Origin of the sequence: Streptomyces sp. Go-475 (assembly GCF_003330845.1) — a bacterium.
GTDB lineage: Bacteria > Actinomycetota > Actinomycetes > Streptomycetales > Streptomycetaceae > Streptomyces.
In genome coordinates this window covers 5262482-5282651 of record NZ_CP026121.1, presented here as the reverse complement: position 1 = coordinate 5282651, position 20170 = coordinate 5262482, and the positions used below count along the sequence as shown (strand labels likewise).

Below are 20170 nucleotides of genomic sequence, written 5' to 3'. Positions count from 1 at the left end.
TCGTGGGGTTGCGCGGGCTACTCGGTGCAGCCCCGCTGTCCGGAGGCGAGCGTGGCACAGGCTGTGGCGTCGGCGGCGCTCTTCACGGCGACCATCGGGGTGTACGCGATCGTGTCCCCGGCCGTCGTGATGCTGCCGCCCTGCTTCGCCTTGCCCGCGCTGACCTCGACCTCGTCGCCCTGCGCCGCCTGGGTGATACGGCCCCAGGCCGCCTTGCAGGTCTCGCTGTAGCGGACCTCGACGACGGTCGTGCCGACGGTGGCGGTCTGGGCCGTGGTCACCAGGTCACCACTGCATCCCATGCTCTCCGCGTCCTTGCCGGTGCAGCCGTCACCGCTGCACTTCACGCCGGGCGGCAGGTCGGGGTCGGTGCTGGCGGTCGGCGCGGGCGGCTTGGCCTTGCCCTTGTTCTCGTCGTCGCCACCGCCGGTGAGGTAGAAGGCGCCGGCGATCACCACGAGCACGCCGACGACACCCGCGAGGAACGTCCCGGTCCGCCGCTTGCCGGCGGCGGAGCCGCCACGGCCGGCGCGGCCGGGCACGGCGTCCCGCGGGGGCTCGCCGTACGGACCGGCCCCGACGGCCGGCGTCCGGGCGGTCCCACCAGGCGATCCGGCGTGGGCTCCGGAGCCCGGGCCGGGCCGGAATCCGGTGCCGGCGGGGCTTCCGGGGCCCGAACCGGGCGTGGATCCGGTGCCGGCGGGGCGTCCGCCCGTCGGCGAGGGGCCCTTGTACCCGGCGATGCCCCACGAGTTGACGTCGCTCGCGCCGCCCCGGCCGCCGTCCTCCCGCACGCCGGAGCCGGTGGTGGAGTCCTGCACCTCGGGTGCCGTCGGCTGCGGCGGCACGGTCGGGGCCACTCCGGCCGGGCCCGCGATGCCCGGCGTGACCGTGGCGCTGCCGCTCCGGCGGGCCGTCCTGCCGCCGCCGGCGGCCGTCTTGCCGCCGGCCGCGGAGCCGCCGAAGTCCTGGCCGCCGAACTCCCCGAGCGCGGCGCGCGCCTGGGAGATCCGGATGGCCTCCATCGTCATGTCGTGCCGCATCTCCGAGCGGCTCCAGGCGCGCTCGGCGAGCTCCCACATGGTCGTCAGGTGCACCGGGTTGGTCCCGGTGACCTCGGCCAGGGCGACGATCGCGCCCTTGGGCGCGAGCAGCCGGCCGTTCAGGTAACGCTCCCACGACGTCTTGCTGTAGCCCGTGCGGTCCGCCACCGACGCGATACTCAGACCGCTGCGGTCCACGAGTCTGCGCAACTGGCTGGTGAACTCCCTGATCTGTGGATCGAGCTCATCCGGCAAGGCCCTCCAACGAGGCATTGCTTCCCCCCTCTTCCCCCCGGTTCGTGCTGTCATGTCCCGCGCTGTTCGCCCCGCGCGTGGCGGCCTTGGCCGAGTCCCCGTTGTGGCTACCCACAGGGATGCGCCCACTCAGGATCTCAGTTCCCCCGACCGGGGGCGCACAGGAGCACAGGGCCCGCGCGCGATACACCCTGGACCGTCCCGATTGTCCACGCCAACCCCGGTGTTGCACCAGTTCGTGCGAAATCGGAAGCGGGACGTACCGGAACTGTCACTTCCGTGCCACAGCGCACTGACAGCCGTTGAACAGGCAGTTCGCCGTGCACGAGGGTGGGTCGTGGCGGCGGCCCGTCCTTCCTCGGGGGAGAGGGCGGGCCGCCGTTCACGTCACTCGCTGGTGACCGTGAAGTGCAGCGTGTCCTTCAGGAACGGGATCCGCAGCAACGGGTCCGGCTGCGCCATCAACGCCAGCATGACGATCACCAGGCCCAGCACCCCGTACGTGACGATGTCCGTGAAGCGGGAGCGGACGGCGAGCATGCCCACGTCGGGCAGCAGCCAGCGCAGCGCGCCGCCGCCCAGCAGAGCGATGCCGATCAGCAGCGTCCCGATCCGGAACTGGTCGAACGCGGTCACCAGCAGGCCCGCTCCGGCCAGCCCGAGCACGGCGAGGACCGGCCACTGCCGCGCCGGCGCGGGCGCGTCCCCGGAGGCGGCCCGGCCACCGCCCTCGGGCCGCGCGGTGTCCTTGGTGAACAGCGGGAACCGCCGGGTGACCCGCCGCGGCCGCCCCTCGGCGTCGGGCGCGCTGACGGGGTCCCGGACGGTGATGTCCTCGGACGTCTCCTGCCCGCCGGGGGCCTGGGGCTCAGCCGACACTGCGCTCCGCCGCCTCGACCACGTTGACGAGCAACTGGGCGCGGGTCATCGGGCCGACCCCGCCGGGGTTCGGGGAGATGAAGCCGGCGACCTCGGCCACGTCGGGGTGGACGTCGCCCACGATCTTGCCCTCGGCGCTGCGGGAGACACCGACGTCGAGGACGGCCGCGCCCGGCTTGACGTCCTCGGCGCGGATCAGATGGGCGGAACCGGCCGCGGCGATGATGATGTCCGCGCGCTTCAGGTGCGCCGACAGGTCGCGGGTGCCGGTGTGGCACTGGGTGACGGTCGCGTTCTCACTGCGGCGGGTGAGCAGCAGCGGCATCGGGCGGCCGATGGTGACACCGCGGCCGACGACGACGACCTCGGCGCCCTTGATCTCGACGCCGTACTGCCGCAGCAGCGTGAGCACACCGTTCGGGGTGCAGGGCAGCGGCGCCGGCTCGTTGAGGACGAGGCGCCCGAGGTTCATCGGGTGCAGGCCGTCCGCGTCCTTGTCCGGGTCCATCAGCTCCAGGATGCGGTTCTCGTCGATGCCCCTGGGGAGCGGCAGTTGCACGATGTACCCGGTACAGGCCGGGTCCTCGTTCAGCTCGCGCACGACCGCCTCGATCTCCTCCTGCGTGGCGGTGGCGGGCAGCTCCCGCTGGATGGAGGCGATGCCGACCTGCGCGCAGTCGCGGTGCTTGCCGGCGACGTACTTCTGGCTGCCGGGGTCGTCCCCGACGAGGATCGTGCCGAGGCCGGGCGTGACGCCCTTCTCCTTCAGCGCCGCCACGCGGGCGGTCAGATCGGACTTGATCGCGGCTGCGGTGGCCTTGCCATCGAGAATCTGGGCGGTCATGGCCCCATCCTCGCGGATGACCCGCCCGTGGTTCCAATCCGGCCGCAATCCGGGCACCGCGGGGCCCCTCCGCCCGTATCCGCTCATGATCAGCGATGTTGCACTTGCACAACACATCGGGAATGCGGCTGGACAAGCCACTCAGTGGTGAAGAACGATGACCTGACAAGTGCCGCGGGCAGCTCAACGGGGGGACGGTCACCAGCTGAAGAACTCTCCTCCGCGCGGATGCCACGCGTCGTCCCCGCACTCGGAACAACGGAGGAAAGTCCGCCATGAGCTACGGCGACCCGAACAATCCCTACGGCGCTCCCCAGGGGCAGCAGCCGCAGCAGCCGGGCTACGGCTACCCGCAGCAGCAGGGGCAGGCGCCCGGTTACGGCTACCCGCAGGCACCTCCGGTCTCCCCCTACGGCGGCCCCCCGGCGCCGACCACGATGCCCGGCTCGGTGAGCGCGGCCCGCGTGATGATGTGGGTGATCGTCGGCCTGCAGGTCCTCGGCGTGGGCTTCTTCGCCTTCGCCGCCGCGGCCCTCAACGCCGCGAAGGACGACGAGTCCCTCAAGGACAACACCGCCTTCCAGGACCTGGTCGGCCAGTCGACCGGCGTGATCTGGGGCTACGTGGCGTTCGGCCTGGCCTGGCTGGTGTTCGCGGCCGTGCTGGCGACGAAGTTCAAGAACGGCGGCAACGGCGCCCGGATCACCATCCTGGTCTTCGCCATCATCACCGCCGTCCTCGGCATCTACCCGTTCATCCTCGTGGGCCTGGTGCACACCGTCCTGGCCATCCTGGTCGCGGTGTTCGTCGGCAACGCGAACGGCAAGGCCTGGTTCAACCGCCCCCGTTACTGAGCGGACCCGGTCGACCGGACCGGTTCACGCCAATCACATCCAAGGGCCGTGTCTCACCCGTACGAGGGGGGCACGGCCCTGGTGCGTCGCCCTAGTCTGACGGTGGTAGCTGTCAGGCACGGGGAGAGCACCTTGTACAGCATCATCGTGGTACCTCCGCCGACCACGGAGGACGAGCGAAACCGACCCCAGATCAGACTCGCGCCCGGCGAACGCCTCACCTTCGGCCGGTCCGCGCACGACAACGACCTGCACATCGCCCACGACGGAGTCTCCCGCCGGGCCGGTGAGATCACCGCGCAGGGCGCCTTCTGGATCCTGAGCAACCTCAGCCGCGAACAGACGTACGTCGTGGAGAACCCGGAGGGCGCGGGCGAACACGTCAAGGTCGCGCCCGGGCGGCTGGACGCCCCCATCCCCTTCGAGTTCTCGCGGATCGTGCTGCCCGCCGCCGGGGACCTGCTGCCCCTGGAGGTGTGGGCGCCGCGCCACGACTACCTGAGCGGCACGGGCGGCCTCGACGGCGCCACGACCGCGCCGGCCTTCTCCGTCGACCGCACCAAGCGGTACTTCGCGGTCCTGGCCGCCCTGTGCGAACCGCGCCTGCGCGGCACCCCGCACGCGCCGCTGCCCACCGTCGACCAGGTCGCCGACCGACTGCGCCCCACCTGGCCCGCCGCGTCCCGCACGTCCGTGCAGTGGAACATCGACTACCTCGCCGTGAAGCTGCGCCTGAAGCCGGGCCCGGAGAGCGCGGACACGGGCCCGCGGCTCAACGGCAAGAAGGAGTCCCTGGTCTCCCTGGCGCTCCGCTTCGACCTGGTCCGGGAGGACGACCTCGCCGTCCTGGCCGCCCCACCGGGCCGGGTGACCCGGTGACCGAGCCCTACGCCGTGCCCGTGCCGAAGGGCTACCGGGTCGGCGTCTGGGAGGTGCGCGAGCCCATCGCGACGGGCGCCTTCGGCAGTGTGTACGCCGCCCGGCGCGTCGGTGACGCGGACCGGAGTGCCGGTGACGCCGCCGCGCGACGGGAGGACCGCTCCCGGCCCCGGGCGGGCGAGCCGGAGCTGCCCCGGACGGCGGCCCTGAAGTTCCTGCCCACCGGCACGGCGACGCCCCGCCGCCTGACCCACCTGCGCGAGCTGATCGAGCGGGAGGTCGAGCTGTACCGGCGGCTGCGGCATCCGCGGCTGGTGCGGATGTACGAGACGCTGACGGTCGACGACCCGGACCGCCCGGAGCTGGACGGCGCCACCGTCCTCGTCCTGGAGCGGGCGCGGGGCTCCCTGTCCGCGCTGCTCACCGCCACGCCCCGCCCCGCCGCCGGTCCCGCGCTGCTCGCGCAGATCTGCGAGGGACTGGCCCAGCTGCACGGGGCGGGCTGGGTGCACGGCGACCTCAAGCCGGCCAACGTGCTGCTGATGGCGGACGGTTCGGTCCGCCTCGCCGACTTCAACATGGCCGCCGAACTGGAGGGAACCCACGCCTACACCCCGGCCTTCTCGACGCCCGACTACACCCCGCCGGAACTGCTGTGGACCGAGATCGGCGAACGCGGCCGCCGCATCCGCTCGTCCGCCGACGTGTGGGCCTTCGGCGTCCTCGCCCACCTCGTCCTCACCGACTCCTTCCCGCTGCCCGGCGCCACCCCGACGGCCCGCCGCGACGCGGCGGCGGCCTACGCCCGCGGCACCGACGAACTGCGCCTGTCGCCCGGCCTGCCCGACGACTGGCGGCGGATCGTCTCCGCCTGCCTGACCCGCACCCACGAGGACCGCATCACCGTCGAGGCACTGCTGCGCCGCGTCGAGGCGGCCACGGGCACGGGCCATCTCCCCTTCCGCCTGCCCCGGTTGCGTCCGCCCCGCCACCGCGTCCGCCGGAGGTCCCTCGCCGCGGCCGCCGCCACCGCCGTCGCCGTCGCGGCGCTGGCCTACGGCATCAGCGTCCGGGCCGACGACCCCCCGGGCGGCGGCAGCAGCGGCTCCGGCGCGACGGCGAACGTCTCCGCCGCCGCGTACGGCGCCGCCGAGCTCCGCACCGACCGGGGCGTCCCGCCCGCCTACCGGCTGCTGATCGTCGAGACGGCGCACGACTGCGACCAGAAGGACGTCACGCCGGTCCTGATCGCCGCCATGCTGAAGGTGGAGAGCGACTTCGACCCGGACCTCGCCGATCCCGCCAACGACGAGTACGGCATCGCCCGCTGGACCCCGCGCGTGCTGCGCTGGTGGATGAACGAGGACGGCACCCCCGGGGAGACCGTCCCCCAACCCCCCTTCCCGCCCGCCGAGTCCATCCCGGCGATGGGCCGCTACCTGTGCTGGATCGCCCCGCGCCTGCACGAGGAACTGCCGGGCGACCGGCGGGTCCTGATCGCCGCGGCCTACCGCAGGTCGTACCGGACGGTGAACGCGGCGGGCGGCGTCCCGGCGGACGTACGCGCCTACGCCGACCGCGTCGCCCACTACCTCAAGGAGTACGCCCCGCCCGGGAAGAAGTGACCCTGAGACGTCCGAGGTTCCCCCCGAGCCCCGGGCGGGTCAGACTGACATCGCCTCCGGTTCACTCGGGGGAGAGCCGGAGGCACCTCTCACCGGCCGGACGCCCGCCCTCGTTGGTACCGTTTCCGGCATCGCTTGCCAGGAGCATGCCGGGGGATCCATGACAGACACCGCCTTGGCGCAGACCGGTACCGTGCCGCTGCGGCCCGCCGATCCCGTGCGGGTCGGGCCGTACGTACCGCTGGGCCTGCTGGGCAGCGGCGGCATGGGCCGGGTCTACCTGGCGCGGCATGCGGACGGGACGCCCGGGCTCGCCGCGGTGAAGGTCATCCGCCCCGAGTACGCCGAGAACGCGGACTTCCGGCGGCGGTTCGAGCGGGAGGCCACCGTGCACGCGCGCGTGGGCGCGCCCTACACCCCGGAGCTGCTGGGCACGGGTTTCGAACCCGCCACGGACACGCTCTGGATGGCGACGGTCTACTTACCGGGCCTCAACCTCGCGGAGGCGGTGCGCGAGTGCGGGGTGCTGCGGCCGGACGGGGCGTGGCGGCTGGTCGGTGATCTCGGGCGGGCGCTCGGCGCGCTGGCCGCGACCGGCATCGTGCACCGGGACCTCAAGCCGTCGAACGTCCTGCTGACCCGGCAGGGCGCCCACGTCGTCGACTTCGGCATCGCGCAGGCCGTCGACGCCAGCGCGATCACCACGACCGGCAACCGCGTCGGCACGCCCGCCTTCATGTCCCCCGAGTACCTCAAGGACGGCCGCTGCGACACGGCCTCGGACGTGTTCTGCTGCGCGAGCACCGTCGTCCACGCGGTCACCGGGCACGCCCCCTTCGGCGACGGCACCGGCGTCGACGTCCTGCACCGCATCGCGTCGGAGGAGCCGAACGCGGAGGTCATGGCAGGGCTCCGGGCGGCCGACCCGGCCCTGTCCGAGCTCCTGACGGCCTGTCTCTCCAAGGACCCGTCCCACCGCCCGACGCCGGAGGACCTGATCGAGGCGTCCCTGTCCCAGCCCCGCTCCACTGCCTGGCAGGAGCCGTTGGCGACCCGCCTCCTCACCCGGCAGCGGGCTTGCGAGACGCTGTGGGAGAGCCCGTTACCGGGGCCGGAGGTACGGCAGGTGGCGGGTCGGCCGACGGTGGGTCAGCCGGCGGCGGGGTCGGGCTCGGGACCGGCGGTGGGCCAAGCCGCAGCGGGGCCGGACTTCCGGCCGGCGGCCGGTCAGTCCGCGGCGGTGCCCGGTTTCGGGCCCGCGTCGGATACGCCCGCGGTCGGTACTCCGGCCCGGCGGCGCGGGAAGCCGTACGCCGCCCTCGTCGCCGTCCTCACGGTGTGCGCCGTCGCCGTCACCGCCTACGTGGTCACCCGCCCGGCGCCCGCGGCCGACGGCACCGGCTCGGCCGCCGCGACCGCCAGTGCGTCCGGCCCGGGCGACGACCAGACCAGCCTGCCGGGATTCACCGTCCCGAGCACTTCTTCCCCGACCGGGAAGCCGAAGCCCCCCGAGCGCCCGGACACCACGACACCCGGCCCGGACGAGAAGCCCCGGGGCGAGGCCCGTCCCACGCCGCCTCCCGCACCGCGGACGACGCACCCCCGTCCCTCCCCCTCGACGCCACCCTCACAGAGGCCGACCACCCCGGCCGAGCCCCCGTGGCTCACCGACTGCACCTACTACTCCGGCACCGAACTCACCCGGCGGGGCGACCGCGGCCAACGCGTGGTGCAGGTGCAGTGCATGCTGACCGAGCGCGGCTACGGCGTGGGCGACTCGGGCGTGGACGGCTCGTTCGGCAAGGACACAGCGGCGGCGGTACGGGCCTTCCAACGGGACAAGGGGCTGGAGGTGGACGGCCAGGTCGGGCCCAAGACCTGGGCGGCACTGCGCAGTTCACAGTGAGGGGCCGCACGCCGCTGCCGTGAACGAGCCGCCGCCCGGACCGCGACATGCGAACATGTTCTCGATTCCCTTGACCGAGAGGAAGGTTGACGCATGAGACCCACCCGCGGTGCCCTGCTCGTCGCCGCCGGCGCGCTGACCCCCGCCCTGCTGCTCACCGCCCCGGCCTCCGCCGCCGCCCCGGCTCCCACGTCCGCCTCGCTGGCCGCGGCCGCGACCGCGCAGACGGACGGCACGCCGGTGGACGAGATGTCCGAGGACGACCTCCGCATCGCGATCCTGCGCATCCTGGCGGACGAGGACAGCGGCCGCGGCGTCGTACGCGAGGCCAACGAGGCGCTCGACGGCACCGCGGAGGACATGCGGGAGTTCCTGAAGACGGGCTACCGCCTCGCCCAGGCCGAGGACGACCGCGTCGCCATCGCCCGCATCCTGGCCGACCCGGACTCCGGCCGCGGCGTCAAGAGGGAGGCCACCAGGGCCCTCGACGCGAACACCCCGGAAGCCCTGCGCGCCTTCCTGGAGACCGGCTACCGCCTCGCCCAGGCCGAGGACGACCGCGTCGCCATCGCCCGCATCCTGGCCGACCCGACCATCAGCGCGGCGCTCCGCGCGGCCGCCGAGGACGCGATCGACGGCACTCCGGAGGAGCTGCGGTACTTCCTGGAGGTCGGGCGGTACGAGGTCGACGGCTGAGACGGGCGGAGCGGGACGGCGATGCGTCGCCGTCCCGCTCCGACACCCGTGTCAGTGGAATGTCAGTGGAAGAAGTGCCGCGTCCCGGTGAAGTACATCGTGACGCCGGCCTTCCGCGCGGCCTCGACGACCAGTTCGTCACGGACCGAACCGCCGGGCTGGACCACGGCCTTCACTCCGGCCTCGGTGAGGATCTCCAGGCCGTCCGGGAAGGGGAAGAACGCGTCCGACGCGGCGTACGAGCCCGCCGCGCGCTCGGCGCCCGCCCGCTCGACGGCCAGCTTCGCGGAGTCGACCCGGTTGACCTGCCCCATGCCGACGCCGACCGAGGCACCGTCCTTGGCGAGCAGGATCGCGTTGGACTTCACCGCACGGCAGGCCTTCCAGGCGAAGGCCAGCTCGGCCAGCTCGGCCTCGCTGAGCGCCTCACCGGTCGCGAGGGTCCAGTTCGCCGGGTCGTCGCCGTCGGCCTGGAGCCGGTCGGTGACCTGGAGCAGCGCGCCGCCGTCGATCGGCTTGACCTCGACCGGGGCGGAGGGGCCGTCGGGGCAGCGCAGCACGCGGATGTTCTTCTTCTTGGTGAGGGCCTCCAGCGCGCCGTCCTCGTAGTCCGGCGCGACGATGACCTCGGTGAAGATCTCCGCGACCTGCTCGGCCATCTCCTTGCTGACCGGCCGGTTGACCGCGATCACGCCGCCGAACGCCGACAGCGGGTCACAGGCGTGCGCCTTGCGGTGCGCCTCGGCGACGTCCGCGCCGATCGCGATGCCGCAGGGGTTGGCGTGCTTGATGATCGCGACGCAGGGCTCGTCGTGGTCGTACGCGGCACGGCGGGCGGCGTCCGTGTCCGTGTAGTTGTTGTACGACATCTCCTTGCCGTGCAGCTGCTCGGCCTCGGCCAGGCCACCCGTGCCCGAGACGTAGAGGGCCGCGGGCTGGTGCGGGTTCTCGCCGTAGCGCAGGGTGTGCTCGCGCTCCCAGGTGGCGCCGAGGAAGTCGGGGAACTGCGATTCGTCGACCGGCGCGTAGGAGGAGGCGAACCAGGAGGCGACGGCGACGTCGTAGGCGGCCGTGTGCTGGAAGGCCTCGGCGGCGAGCCGCTTGCGGGTGGCGAGGTCGAAGCCGCCGTTCTGGACGGCCTTGAGCACGTCGGCGTACCGGGCCGGGCTGGTGACGACCGCGACCGAGGGGTGGTTCTTGGCGGCGGCGCGGACCATCGACGGACCGCCGATGTCGATCTGCTCCACGCACTCGTCGGGCGAGGCGCCGGAGGCGACGGTCTCGCGGAACGGGTAGAGGTTGACGACGACGAGGTCGAACGGCTCGACACCCAGCTCGGCGAGCTGCCGCTGGTGGTCCTCCAGCCGCAGGTCGGCGAGGATGCCGGCGTGCACGCGCGGGTGCAGCGTCTTCACGCGGCCGTCCAGGCACTCGGGGAAGCCGGTGAGCTCCTCGACCTTGGTGACGGGGACGCCGGCAGCGGCGATCTTCGCGGCGGTGGAACCGGTGGAGACGAGCTCGACCCCGGCCTCGTGGAGCCCGCGCGCGAGGTCCTCGAGACCGGTCTTGTCGTAGACGCTGACGAGCGCCCGGCGAAGGGGCCGCTTGTTGCTCTCGGCGGTCACTGGATAACTACCTTTCGTCCCTCAATGCGATAGCCGTTGCGGGCGAGCCGCCCCACGACCTCGACGAGCAGCCTTCGCTCGACTTCCTTGATGCGCTCGTGCAGAGCGCCTTCGTCGTCCTCGTCCCGGACCTCCACCACGCCCTGCGCGATGATCGGGCCGGTGTCGACGCCGTCGTCGACGAAGTGGACGGTGCAGCCGGTGACCTTGGCGCCGTACGCGAGCGCGTCCCGCACGCCGTGGGCTCCCGGGAAACTGGGCAGCAGGGCGGGGTGCGTGTTGACGAACCGCCCGCCGAACCGGGCCAGGAACTCCTTGCCGACAATCTTCATGAACCCGGCGGAGACGACGAGGTCGGGCTCGTGGGCGGCGACGGCCTCGGCGAGGGCGGCGTCCCACTCCTCGCGGCTGCCGTAGTCCTTGACCTTGCACACGAAGGTCGGCAGCCCGGCGCGCTCGGCGCGGGCCAGCCCTTCGATGCCCTCACGGTCGGCGCCGACGGCGACGACCTCGGCCCCGTACTCCTGCGCGCCGGTGGCGGCGATCTCGTCGAGCAGCGCCTGGAGGTTGGTGCCGGATCCGGAGACCAGCACGACGAGGCGCTTGGCGCGCGGGGCCACGGGCTTGGCGGCCACGGTGGTGGGCCTTTCTCGGGGGAGCGTCTGTCCAGGCGGCCGGACCTTGGCGCAGTGGCTTTGGCGTATCGCCTTGGCGCATGGCCTTGGCGCAGCACCGTGGCGCATGGCCTTGGCGCAGCACCGTGGCGCATGGCCTTGGCGCAGCACCGTGGCGCATGGCCTTGGCGCAGCACCGTGGCGTTTGTGCATTCATACGAATGCTTCGCGCCCCCGGATACGGGGAAGCCTACGAACCGGCCGACCGTCAGCAACGATACCGGCACACCGGACGGCCCCCACGGGACGGGGGCCGGGCCGGGAGGTAGCGTCTGGGCGGAGCCGGTTCGGGAACGCCGTCCGGACGCGGTGCGTTCAGGAGGTGTCGGACCCGGGCCCGACATCGACATCGACATCGACATCGTCCAGTTCTGTCCACTCACCTCCTCACCTACGGGAAGACGCTCACTTGATGCCGGACCGCAGCCTGCGACTCCTCACGTTCCCCCAGCTGTCTGCACAGGGAGGGGAGCGCGGCGCCGTGCTGCTGCGGGAGCGCCCCAGCTCACCGCCCGACGCACCGTCGGACGGCAGCGGGGACGGCCGAGGGCGCGGCTCCCAGGAGGACAACCCGTTCGCCCCGCCGCCCGAGGGCACGCCGGACCGGCCCTGGCAGCCGCGCCGCCCGTCGGGCGAGGACTCGGAGGGCGAGGGCGGGCGCGACCGCTCGCCGTGGGGCAGCCAGTGGAGCGACCGCCAGCCCGGCCGCTCCCAGGGCGGCTTCGGCGAACGCCCCCGCGGCGGCCCCGAGGGCCCGGGCGGCCCCCAGAGCGGCGGCCCGAACATGCGCTGGGACCCCACGGACCCGGCCCAGCGCCGCGCCCGCTACGCCCTGCTGTCGGGCATGTGGGCCTTCTTCTTCGCCCTCTTCAGCTGGCCGTACGTCGCGCTGCTGCTGGGCGCGCTGGCCCTCTACTGGGCCATCAGCTCCCTGCGCGCCAAGCCCCGCAGGCCCGACCCGGACGCCCCGGCCCCCGAGCAGCAGGGCCGCCCCCAGACGACGGCGGCGGTGAGCGGCCTGGTCACGGCCTCCCTGGCCATCGCCCTGGTCGCCGCGTCGTTCACGGCCCAGCTGGTCTACCGCGACTACTACACGTGCACGAACGACGCCCTGACGAACGAGGCCAAGCAGTCCTGCTCCAAGCTCCTGCCGGAGGAACTGCGAGGAGTGCTGGGGACGAACGGCTGACGCTTCGCCCCGGCCTGGGGACAGCCCAGCCCGGCTCATGGCCGGCCCTGCTCGGAGGTGGGGGCGTCGGGTGGGCGTGTGGTGCCGTGGGGGTGCGGTTCGCGGGGCGGGTCGGACGGCAGGAAGTCGTAGGGCTCGAAGGCGGTGTCGTCCTGATCGGTGAGGCCGTACAGGGCGTCGTGATCGAAGGGCGCGTACGGCACGTAGGGCTCGTACGGGGTGTCCGGCGTGGGCTCCGGACCACGCGGCGGCGTCCTCTCGTCCGCCGGTGACGCGTCATCCCCGGCACGACCAGGCACTCCGGAATGCCCGGCGGTTCCGGCCGGGCCGGAACCGCCGGTGCCTCCCGCGACTCCGGCGATCCCGGCGACTCCCGGGCGTCTGAACCAACGCCCGCCCGGACGCGACCCGGTCCGCAACCGCACGCCCCGGCGCCCGCCCTCGCGCCCGCCCTCGGCCGTCCCCTCCCGCTGCCTGCCGATCGCCGGCTCCCCCGACCGGGACGACCGGCACCGCCAGGCCCGTACCCCCACGGCCGTCGGGATCGCCACCAGCGTGAGCCACGCCAGTGTCGCGGCGCCCACCTGCCACCACACCGGCCCGAAACCGGCCAGGACGGCGACCCCGAGCGGCCCGCCCGCCAGCGCGGCGAGCCCCGCGAGCCCGGCCGCGCAGAACAGGCCCGCGAGACCGGCGGCACGGGCGGTGCGCCCCGCCGACCAGGCCCCGGCCCGCCCGCCGTCCGGCCCCTTTCCCCCGCCGTCCCCCTCGGCCGCGCCCTTGGCCACCATCCAGCCGGCGACGACGCCCGCGGCCACCGGCACGGCCCCGGCCGCCCAGTTCACCGGCGCCCCCTCCCCCGCCTCCGGCACCGCCGCCAGCAGCGGAAACGGCGGCAGGAACGGAGCCGGCGCGGAGGACAGCGGGCTGACGACATGGCGGGCGCCGAGGGCGAAACCGGGGCCGAGGGCGTAGGCGGCACCCCACACCGCCGCGTTCGGCAGCAGGGCCGCGCAGAGCAGCAGCACCGCGAACCGCCCCGACCACGCCTCGGTCAGCCGGAGCAACGACGCCTGGGCCGCCGTACCGTGCCCCACCAGCGACACCGCCACGAGCAGCGCGCCGCCCCCGACCAGCACCGCCAGCCCGGCCGCCGCCGCCCGGGCGGCGACACCCGGGCGGCCGTGCGGGCCGAGGACCAGCGGCCGTACTCCCGTCGGCAGCACGCCCAGCAGCCGCCGCAGCGGCCCGCCCGGACGGCCGTACGCCGACCACACACCCGCCCCGGCGGCCACGACCGCGACCAGCGGCACGGACACCGCCGTCCACACCCACGACGGCCGCAGCGCACCGCCTGCGGCGTACAGGGCCGCGGGAGCGGCGACCGCGAGGTAGCCGAGGACGACGCCCGTCCAGGCGGTGCGGGCGGAGACCAGCGGCGGCCCGTCACCTGGCGCGGCGGCCTCGCCGAAGCCCTCGTCCCGGTGGAAGCCGTCGTCCCCGCGGAAGCCGTCGTCCCCGTGGAAGCCGTCGGTCTCGCCCCCCGCCCCGCCGTCCGTGGCGTCCCGTGCCGCCCGGTGCAGCAACCACACGGGCAGCGCGAGCAGCAGCAATGGGGTGAGGCCCACAGGGGCGGGGACGCCGGAGAGCGTGTCGGTGCGGACCAGTTCGGCTCCGTGGGCCAGCAGCCACAGCGCCGCCGCCACGTGCAGCGCGCCGCCGGGGCCGCTGTCGGGATACGGCGAGCTGATCCACAGCATCATCACCAGCATGGCGCACGACGCGAGCCCCAGGCCCGCCGCGACCGCACCGGCCATCAGGCCGCCGACCAGTCCGGGCGTACGGTCGCGCATCCGGGTGAGCAGGGGTGACGACGGACGTCGGCGAGCGGTCATCTCGATCACGCCCGCCATGCTCCCAACGACACGCGCTTTCCCGTCGTAACAGGCGAACCACCGCTGTGTCGCTCAATATACGTTTATGTACTTTTCTGTTCGGAGGGGCGCGCTGTGACGCAGAGCCCTGCCACGCCGCTCCCCCCGCCGAAGGAACGCCGACGCCTGCGTGAGGCCGCCTCGCTGACGCGGGCTCAGCTGGCCTCCCGGGTGGGCGTCACCAGCGAGACGGTGCGCGGGTGGGAGACCGGCCGCGTACCGCCGCGCGGCCGGAAAGGGGAGAAGTACGCGAAGGTACTGAACTCGCTCGGCACGGAGGGGGATGTGACGCCGCCTCACGCCAGTGACGCCGACGCTTACGCCCCGGCATCCGACGAGATGACGCCCCGCCGCCCCCGCGGCCGTGCCCGTGCCCGTGCCCGTGCCCGAGCCCAGCATGGGACCGCCGCCACGGAGGAGAGCGAACCGGTCTCCGATCGAGGGCGCACACCGGTCCTCGGCCAAGGGCGCACACCGGACACTCCCGTTCCCGATCGGGCGGCCTCAGTCCCGGTCCTTGACCGAACGACATCGGTCCCCGTCCTCGACCGAACGGCCTCCGCTCCCGTCCCCGACCGGGCGGCCTCCGTTCCCGCCCCCGATCGAGACCGCCCCCCGACGCTCGACCGGGGCCCTGCCCGGGCCGCGGGGCCGCGGCGGCCGGATGACGCGATCGGCGCCCTCACGCCCGAGCAGGCCTTCGACGCGCTGTACGCCTTCTGCGCCCCCGCGCTCGTCCGGCAGACCTACCTGCTGACCGGGCGCCGGGAGCTGGCCCGGGAGGCGGTGGAGCGGGCGTTCCAGAACGCCTGGCAGCGCTGGCCCGAGGTGGCCCGTGACCGCGACCCGGCGGGCTGGGTGCGCGCGGCGGCGTACGAGTGCGCGCTCTCCCCGTGGCACCGGTTCCGTCCCCGCTACCGGTACTCCGAGCCGCCCCCTTCCGACCCGTACGACCGGGCGCTGCTGGACACCCTGCTGAAGCTCCCGCCCTCGTACCGCCGCACGCTGCTGCTCTACGACGGGGTCGGGCTCGGCCTGCCGGAGACTGCGGCGGAGACCGAGGCGAGCACCCGGGCGGCGGCGAACCGGCTGGTGCACGCGCGCGAGGCCGTCGCCGAGCGGCTGCCGGAGCTGGCGGACCCGGAGACGCTCCACTGGCGGCTGGTCGAACTGGCCTCCATCGAGCGGCTGCGAGCCGCCAAACCGCCGGTGGTGCGGCAGGGCGGGGAACGCCGGGCCCGCTTCTGGACCCGGGCCGCCATCGCGTTCACGGTCGCCCTGATCGGCACCACGGCCCTCACCGTCCGCACCGCCCCGACGCGCTACGAGCCGCCCGTACCGCGGGGCGAGACGGTCCAGGGCGTGCCGCCACGGGTCGCGCCCGGGCCGCTGTCGGAGTCGGAGCGGGAACTGCGGGCGAAGCTGCGCGAGGCGGAGCAGAAGGGGCCGGAGCGGCTGATGCCGCAGCCACGGTGACAGGGCCGTGTCGGCCTGAAGGGCGTGGGCCCGCCCCCTGGCAGGGAGCGGGCCCACGGTCAGACCGAGTGGCGTCAGCCGGCGAGGATCTCGCGCGCCAGCTTGGCCGTCTCGGTCGGCGTCTTGCCGACCTTGACGCCGGCGGCCTCGAGGGCCTCCTTCTTCGCGGCGGCCGTGCCGGAGGAGCCGGAGACGATGGCGCCGGCGTGGCCCATGGTCTTGCCCTCGGGCGCGGTGAAGCCCGCGACGTAGCCGACGACCGGCTTCTTCACGTTCTCCTTGATGAAGGCCGCGGCCCGCTCCTCGGCGTCGCCGCCGATCTCACCGATCATGACGATCAGGTCGGTGTCGGGGTCGGCCTCGAACGCGGCGAGCGCGTCGATGTGCGTGGTGCCGATGACCGGGTCGCCACCGATGCCGACGGCGGACGAGAAGCCGATGTCACGCAGCTCGTACATCATCTGGTACGTCAGCGTGCCGGACTTCGAGACCAGGCCGATGCGGCCCGGCTTGGTGATGTCGCCCGGGATGATGCCGGCGTTGGACTGGCCCGGGGTGATGAGACCGGGGCAGTTCGGGCCGATGATCCGGGTCTTGTTGCCCTTGGACACGGCGTAGGCGTAGAACGCGGCCGAGTCGTGGACGGCGATGCCCTCGGTGATGACGACCGCGAGCGGGATCTCGGCGTCGATGGCCTCGACGACGGCGGCCTTGGCGAAGGCCGGCGGGACGAAGAGGACGGATACGTTCGCGCCCGTCTTCTCGATCGCCTCGGCGACCGTGCCGAAGACCGGGATCTCGGTGCCGTCGACGTCGACGGTCGTGCCCGCCTTGCGCGGGTTCACGCCACCGACGATGTTCGTGCCGTCGGCCAGCATGAGCTTGGTGTGCTTCATGCCCGTGGCACCGGTCATGCCCTGGACGATGACCTTGCTGTCCTTGTTGAGGAAGATAGCCATGGCTGTGTAGTCCCTCGTCCCTTACTTCGCAGCAGCCGCGAGCTCGGCGGCCTTGTCGGCCGCGCCGTCCATGGTGTCCACGCGCTGGACCAGCGGGTGGTTGGCGTCGGAGAGGATCTTGCGACCCAGCTCGGCGTTGTTGCCGTCCAGACGGACGACGAGCGGCTTGGTGACGTCCTCGCCCTTGTCCTTGAGGAGCTGCAGCGCCTGGACGATGCCGTTGGCGACCTCGTCGCACGCGGTGATGCCGCCGAAGACGTTGACGAACACGGACTTGACGTCCGGGTCGCCGAGGATGATCTCCAGGCCGTTCGCCATGACGGCGGCGGAGGCGCCGCCACCGATGTCGAGGAAGTTGGCGGGCTTGACCCCACCGTGCTTCTCACCGGCGTACGCGACGACGTCCAGGGTGCTCATGACGAGACCCGCGCCGTTGCCGATGATGCCGACCTCGCCGTCGAGCTTGACGTAGTTGAGGTTCTTGGCCTTGGCGGCGGCCTCGAGCGGGTTGGCCGCGTCCTTGTCCTGGAGGGCCTCGTGCTCCGGCTGGCGGAACTCGGCGTTCTCGTCCAGCGAGACCTTGCCGTCCAGGGCGATGACGTCACCGGAGGCGACCTTGGCCAGCGGGTTGACCTCGACCAGGAGGGCGTCCTCCTTGATGAAGGTGTCCCACAGCTTGACGAGGACGTTGACGACCTTGTCGGCGACCTCGGCCGGGAACTTGGCGGCCTCGACGATCTCGCGGGCCTTGGCCTCGGTGACACCCTCGTTGGCGTCGATCGGCGTCTTGGCGACGGCCTCCGGACGGGTGGCCGCCACCTCCTCGATCTCCATGCCGCCCTCGACGGACGCGATGGAGAGGAAGGTGCGGTTGGCACGGTCCAGGAGGAAGGAGACGTAGTACTCCTCCACGATCTCCGGGGCCGTCTCGGCGATCATCACCTTGTGGACCGTGTGGCCCTTGATGTCCATGCCGAGGATGTTGGTCGCGTGCTCGACCGCCTCGTCGGGGGTGGCGGCGAGCTTGACGCCACCGGCCTTGCCGCGGCCGCCGACCTTCACCTGGGCCTTGACGACGGACTTGCCACCGAGGCGCTCGGTGGCTGCGCGGGCCGCCTCAGGCGTGTCGATGACTTCACCGGCCAGCACCGGTACATCGTGCTTGGCGAAGAGGTCCCTCGCCTGGTACTCGAACAGGTCCACGCGCTTCCGTCCCTATCAGTGATCTCGCGGTTCGTTGTCTGCGTGGGCGTGCCGCGAGGGCAACGTGACGTCCGCTGTCTGTCACAAGGGAGGCGCACACGGTGTCCGAGCGCGCGGCATGTCCGTCTCGCAGGTTATCGCTGCTTCCGGGGGGCCTCTAAATCGAGGGTCACACCCGAGCGGTGATACCTGTCACATGATGCCGCCCTCTCTGGCACGGCGTGCCGGGTGTGAGGAGCGGGTGGCACGTGGGTGAGGGGCCTCACCGGGCTGGGGTTGACCCGGTGAGGCCCGTCGAACACCTCCGAAGGAGCACATAGACCCTGTTCAGGGCCCGGCTCTACGGGGGTGCGGGGTGGCTGGTCCCCACCCCGATGGGGACCAGCCACCCCCATCCACGAGGCTTCGGCCAAGACCGACCGACGGCTTTCGGCCGTCCTGGGCCTGGTACCTCGTGAAGCTCTGGGGAGGGGGGCCGGGCGGCACCCCTTGCTGGGTGACGCGCAGCTTGTGCGGGGCTTTACGGGTGCCGGTGCCGGTGCCGGTGTCCGGGCCTGGTCGGTGCCTGGGCCTGCGCCTCGCCGGTGCCGGTGTGGGCTTCCCGTGTCGGAGCGCAGCTTCGATCCGGGGACTTTGGGGGGGCGGGGCCGGTGGGACGGTCGACGGGGCTCCACGGCGGGGGCGCGACTCCCCGCACGGCGAATACGCGACGGGGTACGGCGGTCCGGCCGCGTGCGCTAGCCGGGGAAGGCGCTCACGTCCCGGTGTCTGTCCCGGGTCGCGGCAGCGTAGGAGCGGGCGGTGGCCCCGGGCACGAGCCTCAGCGGGGCACGGTGATCCAGGGTGACGGCGTGCGCGTCCCCGTGACGCGGGGTGCTGTTGTCCGCCACGGCCCGGTTGCCGAGCGCACCGTCGGGACGACCGCCGGGCCCGTGCTCGACCGGGGCGTGCCCGACGCGGGTGGCCTGTCCCGCGTGGTCCTGACCCACCTGTCCGACGGGGGAACCACGGTGCTCGACGCCGTGCACCGCGGTACCCGCCGCCGCAGGCTCTGCCGCCTCGGCCCGCTGGACGACGGCAGGCACGTCGGACGCCGACCCAACGGGCTCCCCCGCTTCCAGGTGGACCGTGACCGGCACGGGGAGTCGGTGGCTCGGCAGCGCCGGGCGACTGGGGAGCCAAGGAGCGCCGGGCCCTTCCGGAACGGCGACGCCGTCATCGGACGGCACGGGCAGCTCTGGGACGTCTGGCGGATCCAGCGGGTTCAGCGGGCCCAAGGCGTCCGACGGGTCGAGCGGATCAAGCGGGCCAGGCAGGTTCGGCAGGTCTGACAGTTCCGGCGGGTTCAGCAGGTCCGGGAGCGTCGGCAGGGCGGGGATTGCCGGGGGCGTGGGGAGCGGCGGCACGTCGGGGAGCGTGGGCGGCAGCGGCACATCCGGGAGCGGCGGGAGCTTGGGCAGCGCCGCTGCCACGGGGGACTCGGGCAACACCGGCGGCCGAGTCGGCAGCGCGGACGGCGCAGGGAACTTGGGCAGCGTCGTCGACACGGAGGACTCGGGCAACACCGACCCCGTCAGCAGGAGCCGCTTCGAGCGAGCGGGCGGCGGCGGGGACGGCCGTTCGGGCGACCGCGACGGTGCCGATGCCGATGCCGATGCTGCCGGGGCCGGGGCCGGGGCCGGGGCCAGTGCCGATGCCGGGGCCGCCGATGCCGGGGCCGACACCTTCGCCCGTGCCTCTCCCCGGCCCCCGCTCAACACCTGGCCCACCACACCGGACGCCCGCGCGCCCCGCTCCCTCACGCTCCGCTCGCCCTCGGCCCGCTCCCCCACGGCCCGGACGTGATGAACGCTCCCGGCGCCGGAGACGATCTGAGGAACCGCCGGCCTGGTCCGCACGGCCACGCTGTTCGCCGGCGTGCGCACACCGTCCGCCGCGTGCGCCCGCTCCCCGCACAGCAGCCCGATGAGGAGCACCCCGCCCACCAGCAGCCCCGCCTGGAGGGCACGCCGCCCGGCCGCCGTGCGCAGCATGCGCAGCGCGGCACCGGGCAGGGCTGCTGACGCTGACCAGGTCAAGAGGGGGAGCTTCCTCCCGTGCGACGGAACAAGTGCGGAACGCATCACGCG

18 protein-coding genes are annotated in these 20170 nt (G+C 73.5%); 10 read left to right on the top strand and 8 right to left on the bottom strand.

Going from position 1 to position 20170, the window contains the following annotated elements; translation table 11 throughout:
• Window positions 1-17 precede the first annotated feature (17 nt).
• The 3 genes from C1703_RS24450 to C1703_RS24440 all read right to left on the bottom strand — a co-directional run bounded on the left by C1703_RS24450 (window position 18) and on the right by C1703_RS24440 (window position 3021).
• A complete protein-coding gene (locus C1703_RS24450; RefSeq protein WP_232840575.1) occupies window positions 18-1298 on the bottom strand; it encodes an XRE family transcriptional regulator in 1281 nt (426 codons plus the stop codon).
• A gap of 387 nt (window positions 1299-1685) precedes the next feature.
• Window positions 1686-2177 (bottom strand): DUF3017 domain-containing protein, encoded by a 492-nt coding sequence (locus C1703_RS24445; protein WP_114254867.1) that lies wholly within the window; start codon window positions 2175-2177, stop codon window positions 1686-1688.
• Window positions 2167-3021: a bifunctional methylenetetrahydrofolate dehydrogenase/methenyltetrahydrofolate cyclohydrolase gene (locus C1703_RS24440; RefSeq protein WP_114254866.1), complete on the bottom strand. Its 855-nt coding sequence runs from the start codon at window positions 3019-3021 to the stop codon at window positions 2167-2169. Before C1703_RS24440 ends, C1703_RS24445 begins: the two co-directional genes overlap by 11 nt.
• Window positions 3022-3296: 275 nt before the next feature.
• Between C1703_RS24440 and C1703_RS24435 the strand changes: the two genes are divergently transcribed.
• The 5 genes from C1703_RS24435 (at window position 3297) to C1703_RS24415 (ending at window position 8981) form a co-directional block, all read left to right on the top strand.
• The gene (locus C1703_RS24435; protein WP_114254865.1) at window positions 3297-3875 is read left to right on the top strand and encodes a hypothetical protein; all 579 of its coding nucleotides are present in this window, start codon (window positions 3297-3299) and stop codon (window positions 3873-3875) included.
• 132 nt (window positions 3876-4007) lie between these two features.
• Window positions 4008-4754, top strand: coding sequence for an FHA domain-containing protein (locus C1703_RS24430; protein ID WP_114254864.1), 747 nt, complete (start codon window positions 4008-4010; stop codon window positions 4752-4754).
• On the top strand, window positions 4751-6379 hold the full coding sequence (locus tag C1703_RS24425; protein ID WP_114254863.1) for a protein kinase: 1629 nt from the start codon (window positions 4751-4753) through the stop codon (window positions 6377-6379). Before C1703_RS24430 ends, C1703_RS24425 begins: the two co-directional genes overlap by 4 nt.
• A gap of 160 nt (window positions 6380-6539) precedes the next feature.
• Window positions 6540-8285, top strand: a complete 1746-nt coding sequence (locus C1703_RS24420; protein WP_114254862.1) for a serine/threonine-protein kinase — start codon at window positions 6540-6542, stop codon at window positions 8283-8285.
• Window positions 8286-8378: 93 nt separating this feature from the next.
• Complete coding sequence (locus tag C1703_RS24415) at window positions 8379-8981, top strand: ALF repeat-containing protein (RefSeq protein WP_114254861.1); 603 nt, start codon at window positions 8379-8381, stop codon at window positions 8979-8981.
• 62 nt (window positions 8982-9043) lie between these two features.
• Here C1703_RS24415 and purH read toward each other — a convergent pair whose 3' ends face one another.
• Both purH and purN read right to left on the bottom strand, forming a co-directional pair.
• Entirely contained in the window at window positions 9044-10606 is a 1563-nt protein-coding gene (gene purH / locus C1703_RS24410) for a bifunctional phosphoribosylaminoimidazolecarboxamide formyltransferase/IMP cyclohydrolase (protein ID WP_114254860.1), read from the bottom strand.
• Complete coding sequence (gene purN / locus C1703_RS24405; protein ID WP_114254859.1) at window positions 10603-11241, bottom strand: phosphoribosylglycinamide formyltransferase; 639 nt, start codon at window positions 11239-11241, stop codon at window positions 10603-10605. The genes purH and purN overlap by 4 nt, the downstream gene beginning before the upstream one ends.
• Window positions 11242-11692: 451 nt before the next feature.
• Here purN and C1703_RS24395 point away from each other — a divergent pair, with 451 nt between their 5' ends.
• Window positions 11693-12469 (top strand): hypothetical protein, encoded by a 777-nt coding sequence (locus C1703_RS24395; protein ID WP_114254858.1) that lies wholly within the window; start codon window positions 11693-11695, stop codon window positions 12467-12469.
• Between the two features lie 35 nt (window positions 12470-12504).
• On the opposite strand, the gene C1703_RS24390 is transcribed toward C1703_RS24395, so the two are convergent.
• The gene (locus C1703_RS24390; protein ID WP_114254857.1) at window positions 12505-14382 is read right to left on the bottom strand and encodes a DUF6350 family protein; all 1878 of its coding nucleotides are present in this window, start codon (window positions 14380-14382) and stop codon (window positions 12505-12507) included.
• Between the two features lie 96 nt (window positions 14383-14478).
• On the opposite strand from C1703_RS24390, the gene C1703_RS24385 reads away from it, so the two are divergent.
• Window positions 14479-15879: a helix-turn-helix domain-containing protein gene (locus C1703_RS24385; RefSeq protein WP_114254856.1), complete on the top strand. Its 1401-nt coding sequence runs from the start codon at window positions 14479-14481 to the stop codon at window positions 15877-15879.
• Window positions 15880-15953: 74 nt separating this feature from the next.
• Here C1703_RS24385 and sucD read toward each other — a convergent pair whose 3' ends face one another.
• Both sucD and sucC read right to left on the bottom strand, forming a co-directional pair.
• Complete coding sequence (gene sucD / locus C1703_RS24380; RefSeq protein ID WP_094054536.1) at window positions 15954-16838, bottom strand: succinate--CoA ligase subunit alpha; 885 nt, start codon at window positions 16836-16838, stop codon at window positions 15954-15956.
• A gap of 21 nt (window positions 16839-16859) precedes the next feature.
• A complete protein-coding gene (sucC, locus tag C1703_RS24375) occupies window positions 16860-18041 on the bottom strand; it encodes an ADP-forming succinate--CoA ligase subunit beta (protein WP_037757371.1) in 1182 nt (393 codons plus the stop codon).
• A gap of 851 nt (window positions 18042-18892) precedes the next feature.
• On the opposite strand from sucC, the gene C1703_RS39350 reads away from it, so the two are divergent.
• From C1703_RS39350 to C1703_RS40180, 3 genes are all read left to right on the top strand, one after another.
• Window positions 18893-19372, top strand: a complete 480-nt coding sequence (locus C1703_RS39350) for a hypothetical protein (RefSeq protein ID WP_198678261.1) — start codon at window positions 18893-18895, stop codon at window positions 19370-19372.
• A 121-nt stretch (window positions 19373-19493) separates the two neighbouring features.
• Window positions 19494-19886, top strand: coding sequence for a hypothetical protein (locus C1703_RS39345; protein WP_198678260.1), 393 nt, complete (start codon window positions 19494-19496; stop codon window positions 19884-19886).
• 92 nt (window positions 19887-19978) lie between these two features.
• Entirely contained in the window at window positions 19979-20104 is a 126-nt protein-coding gene (locus C1703_RS40180; protein ID WP_269803211.1) for a hypothetical protein, read from the top strand.
• The last annotated feature ends 66 nt before the right edge of the window (window positions 20105-20170 follow it).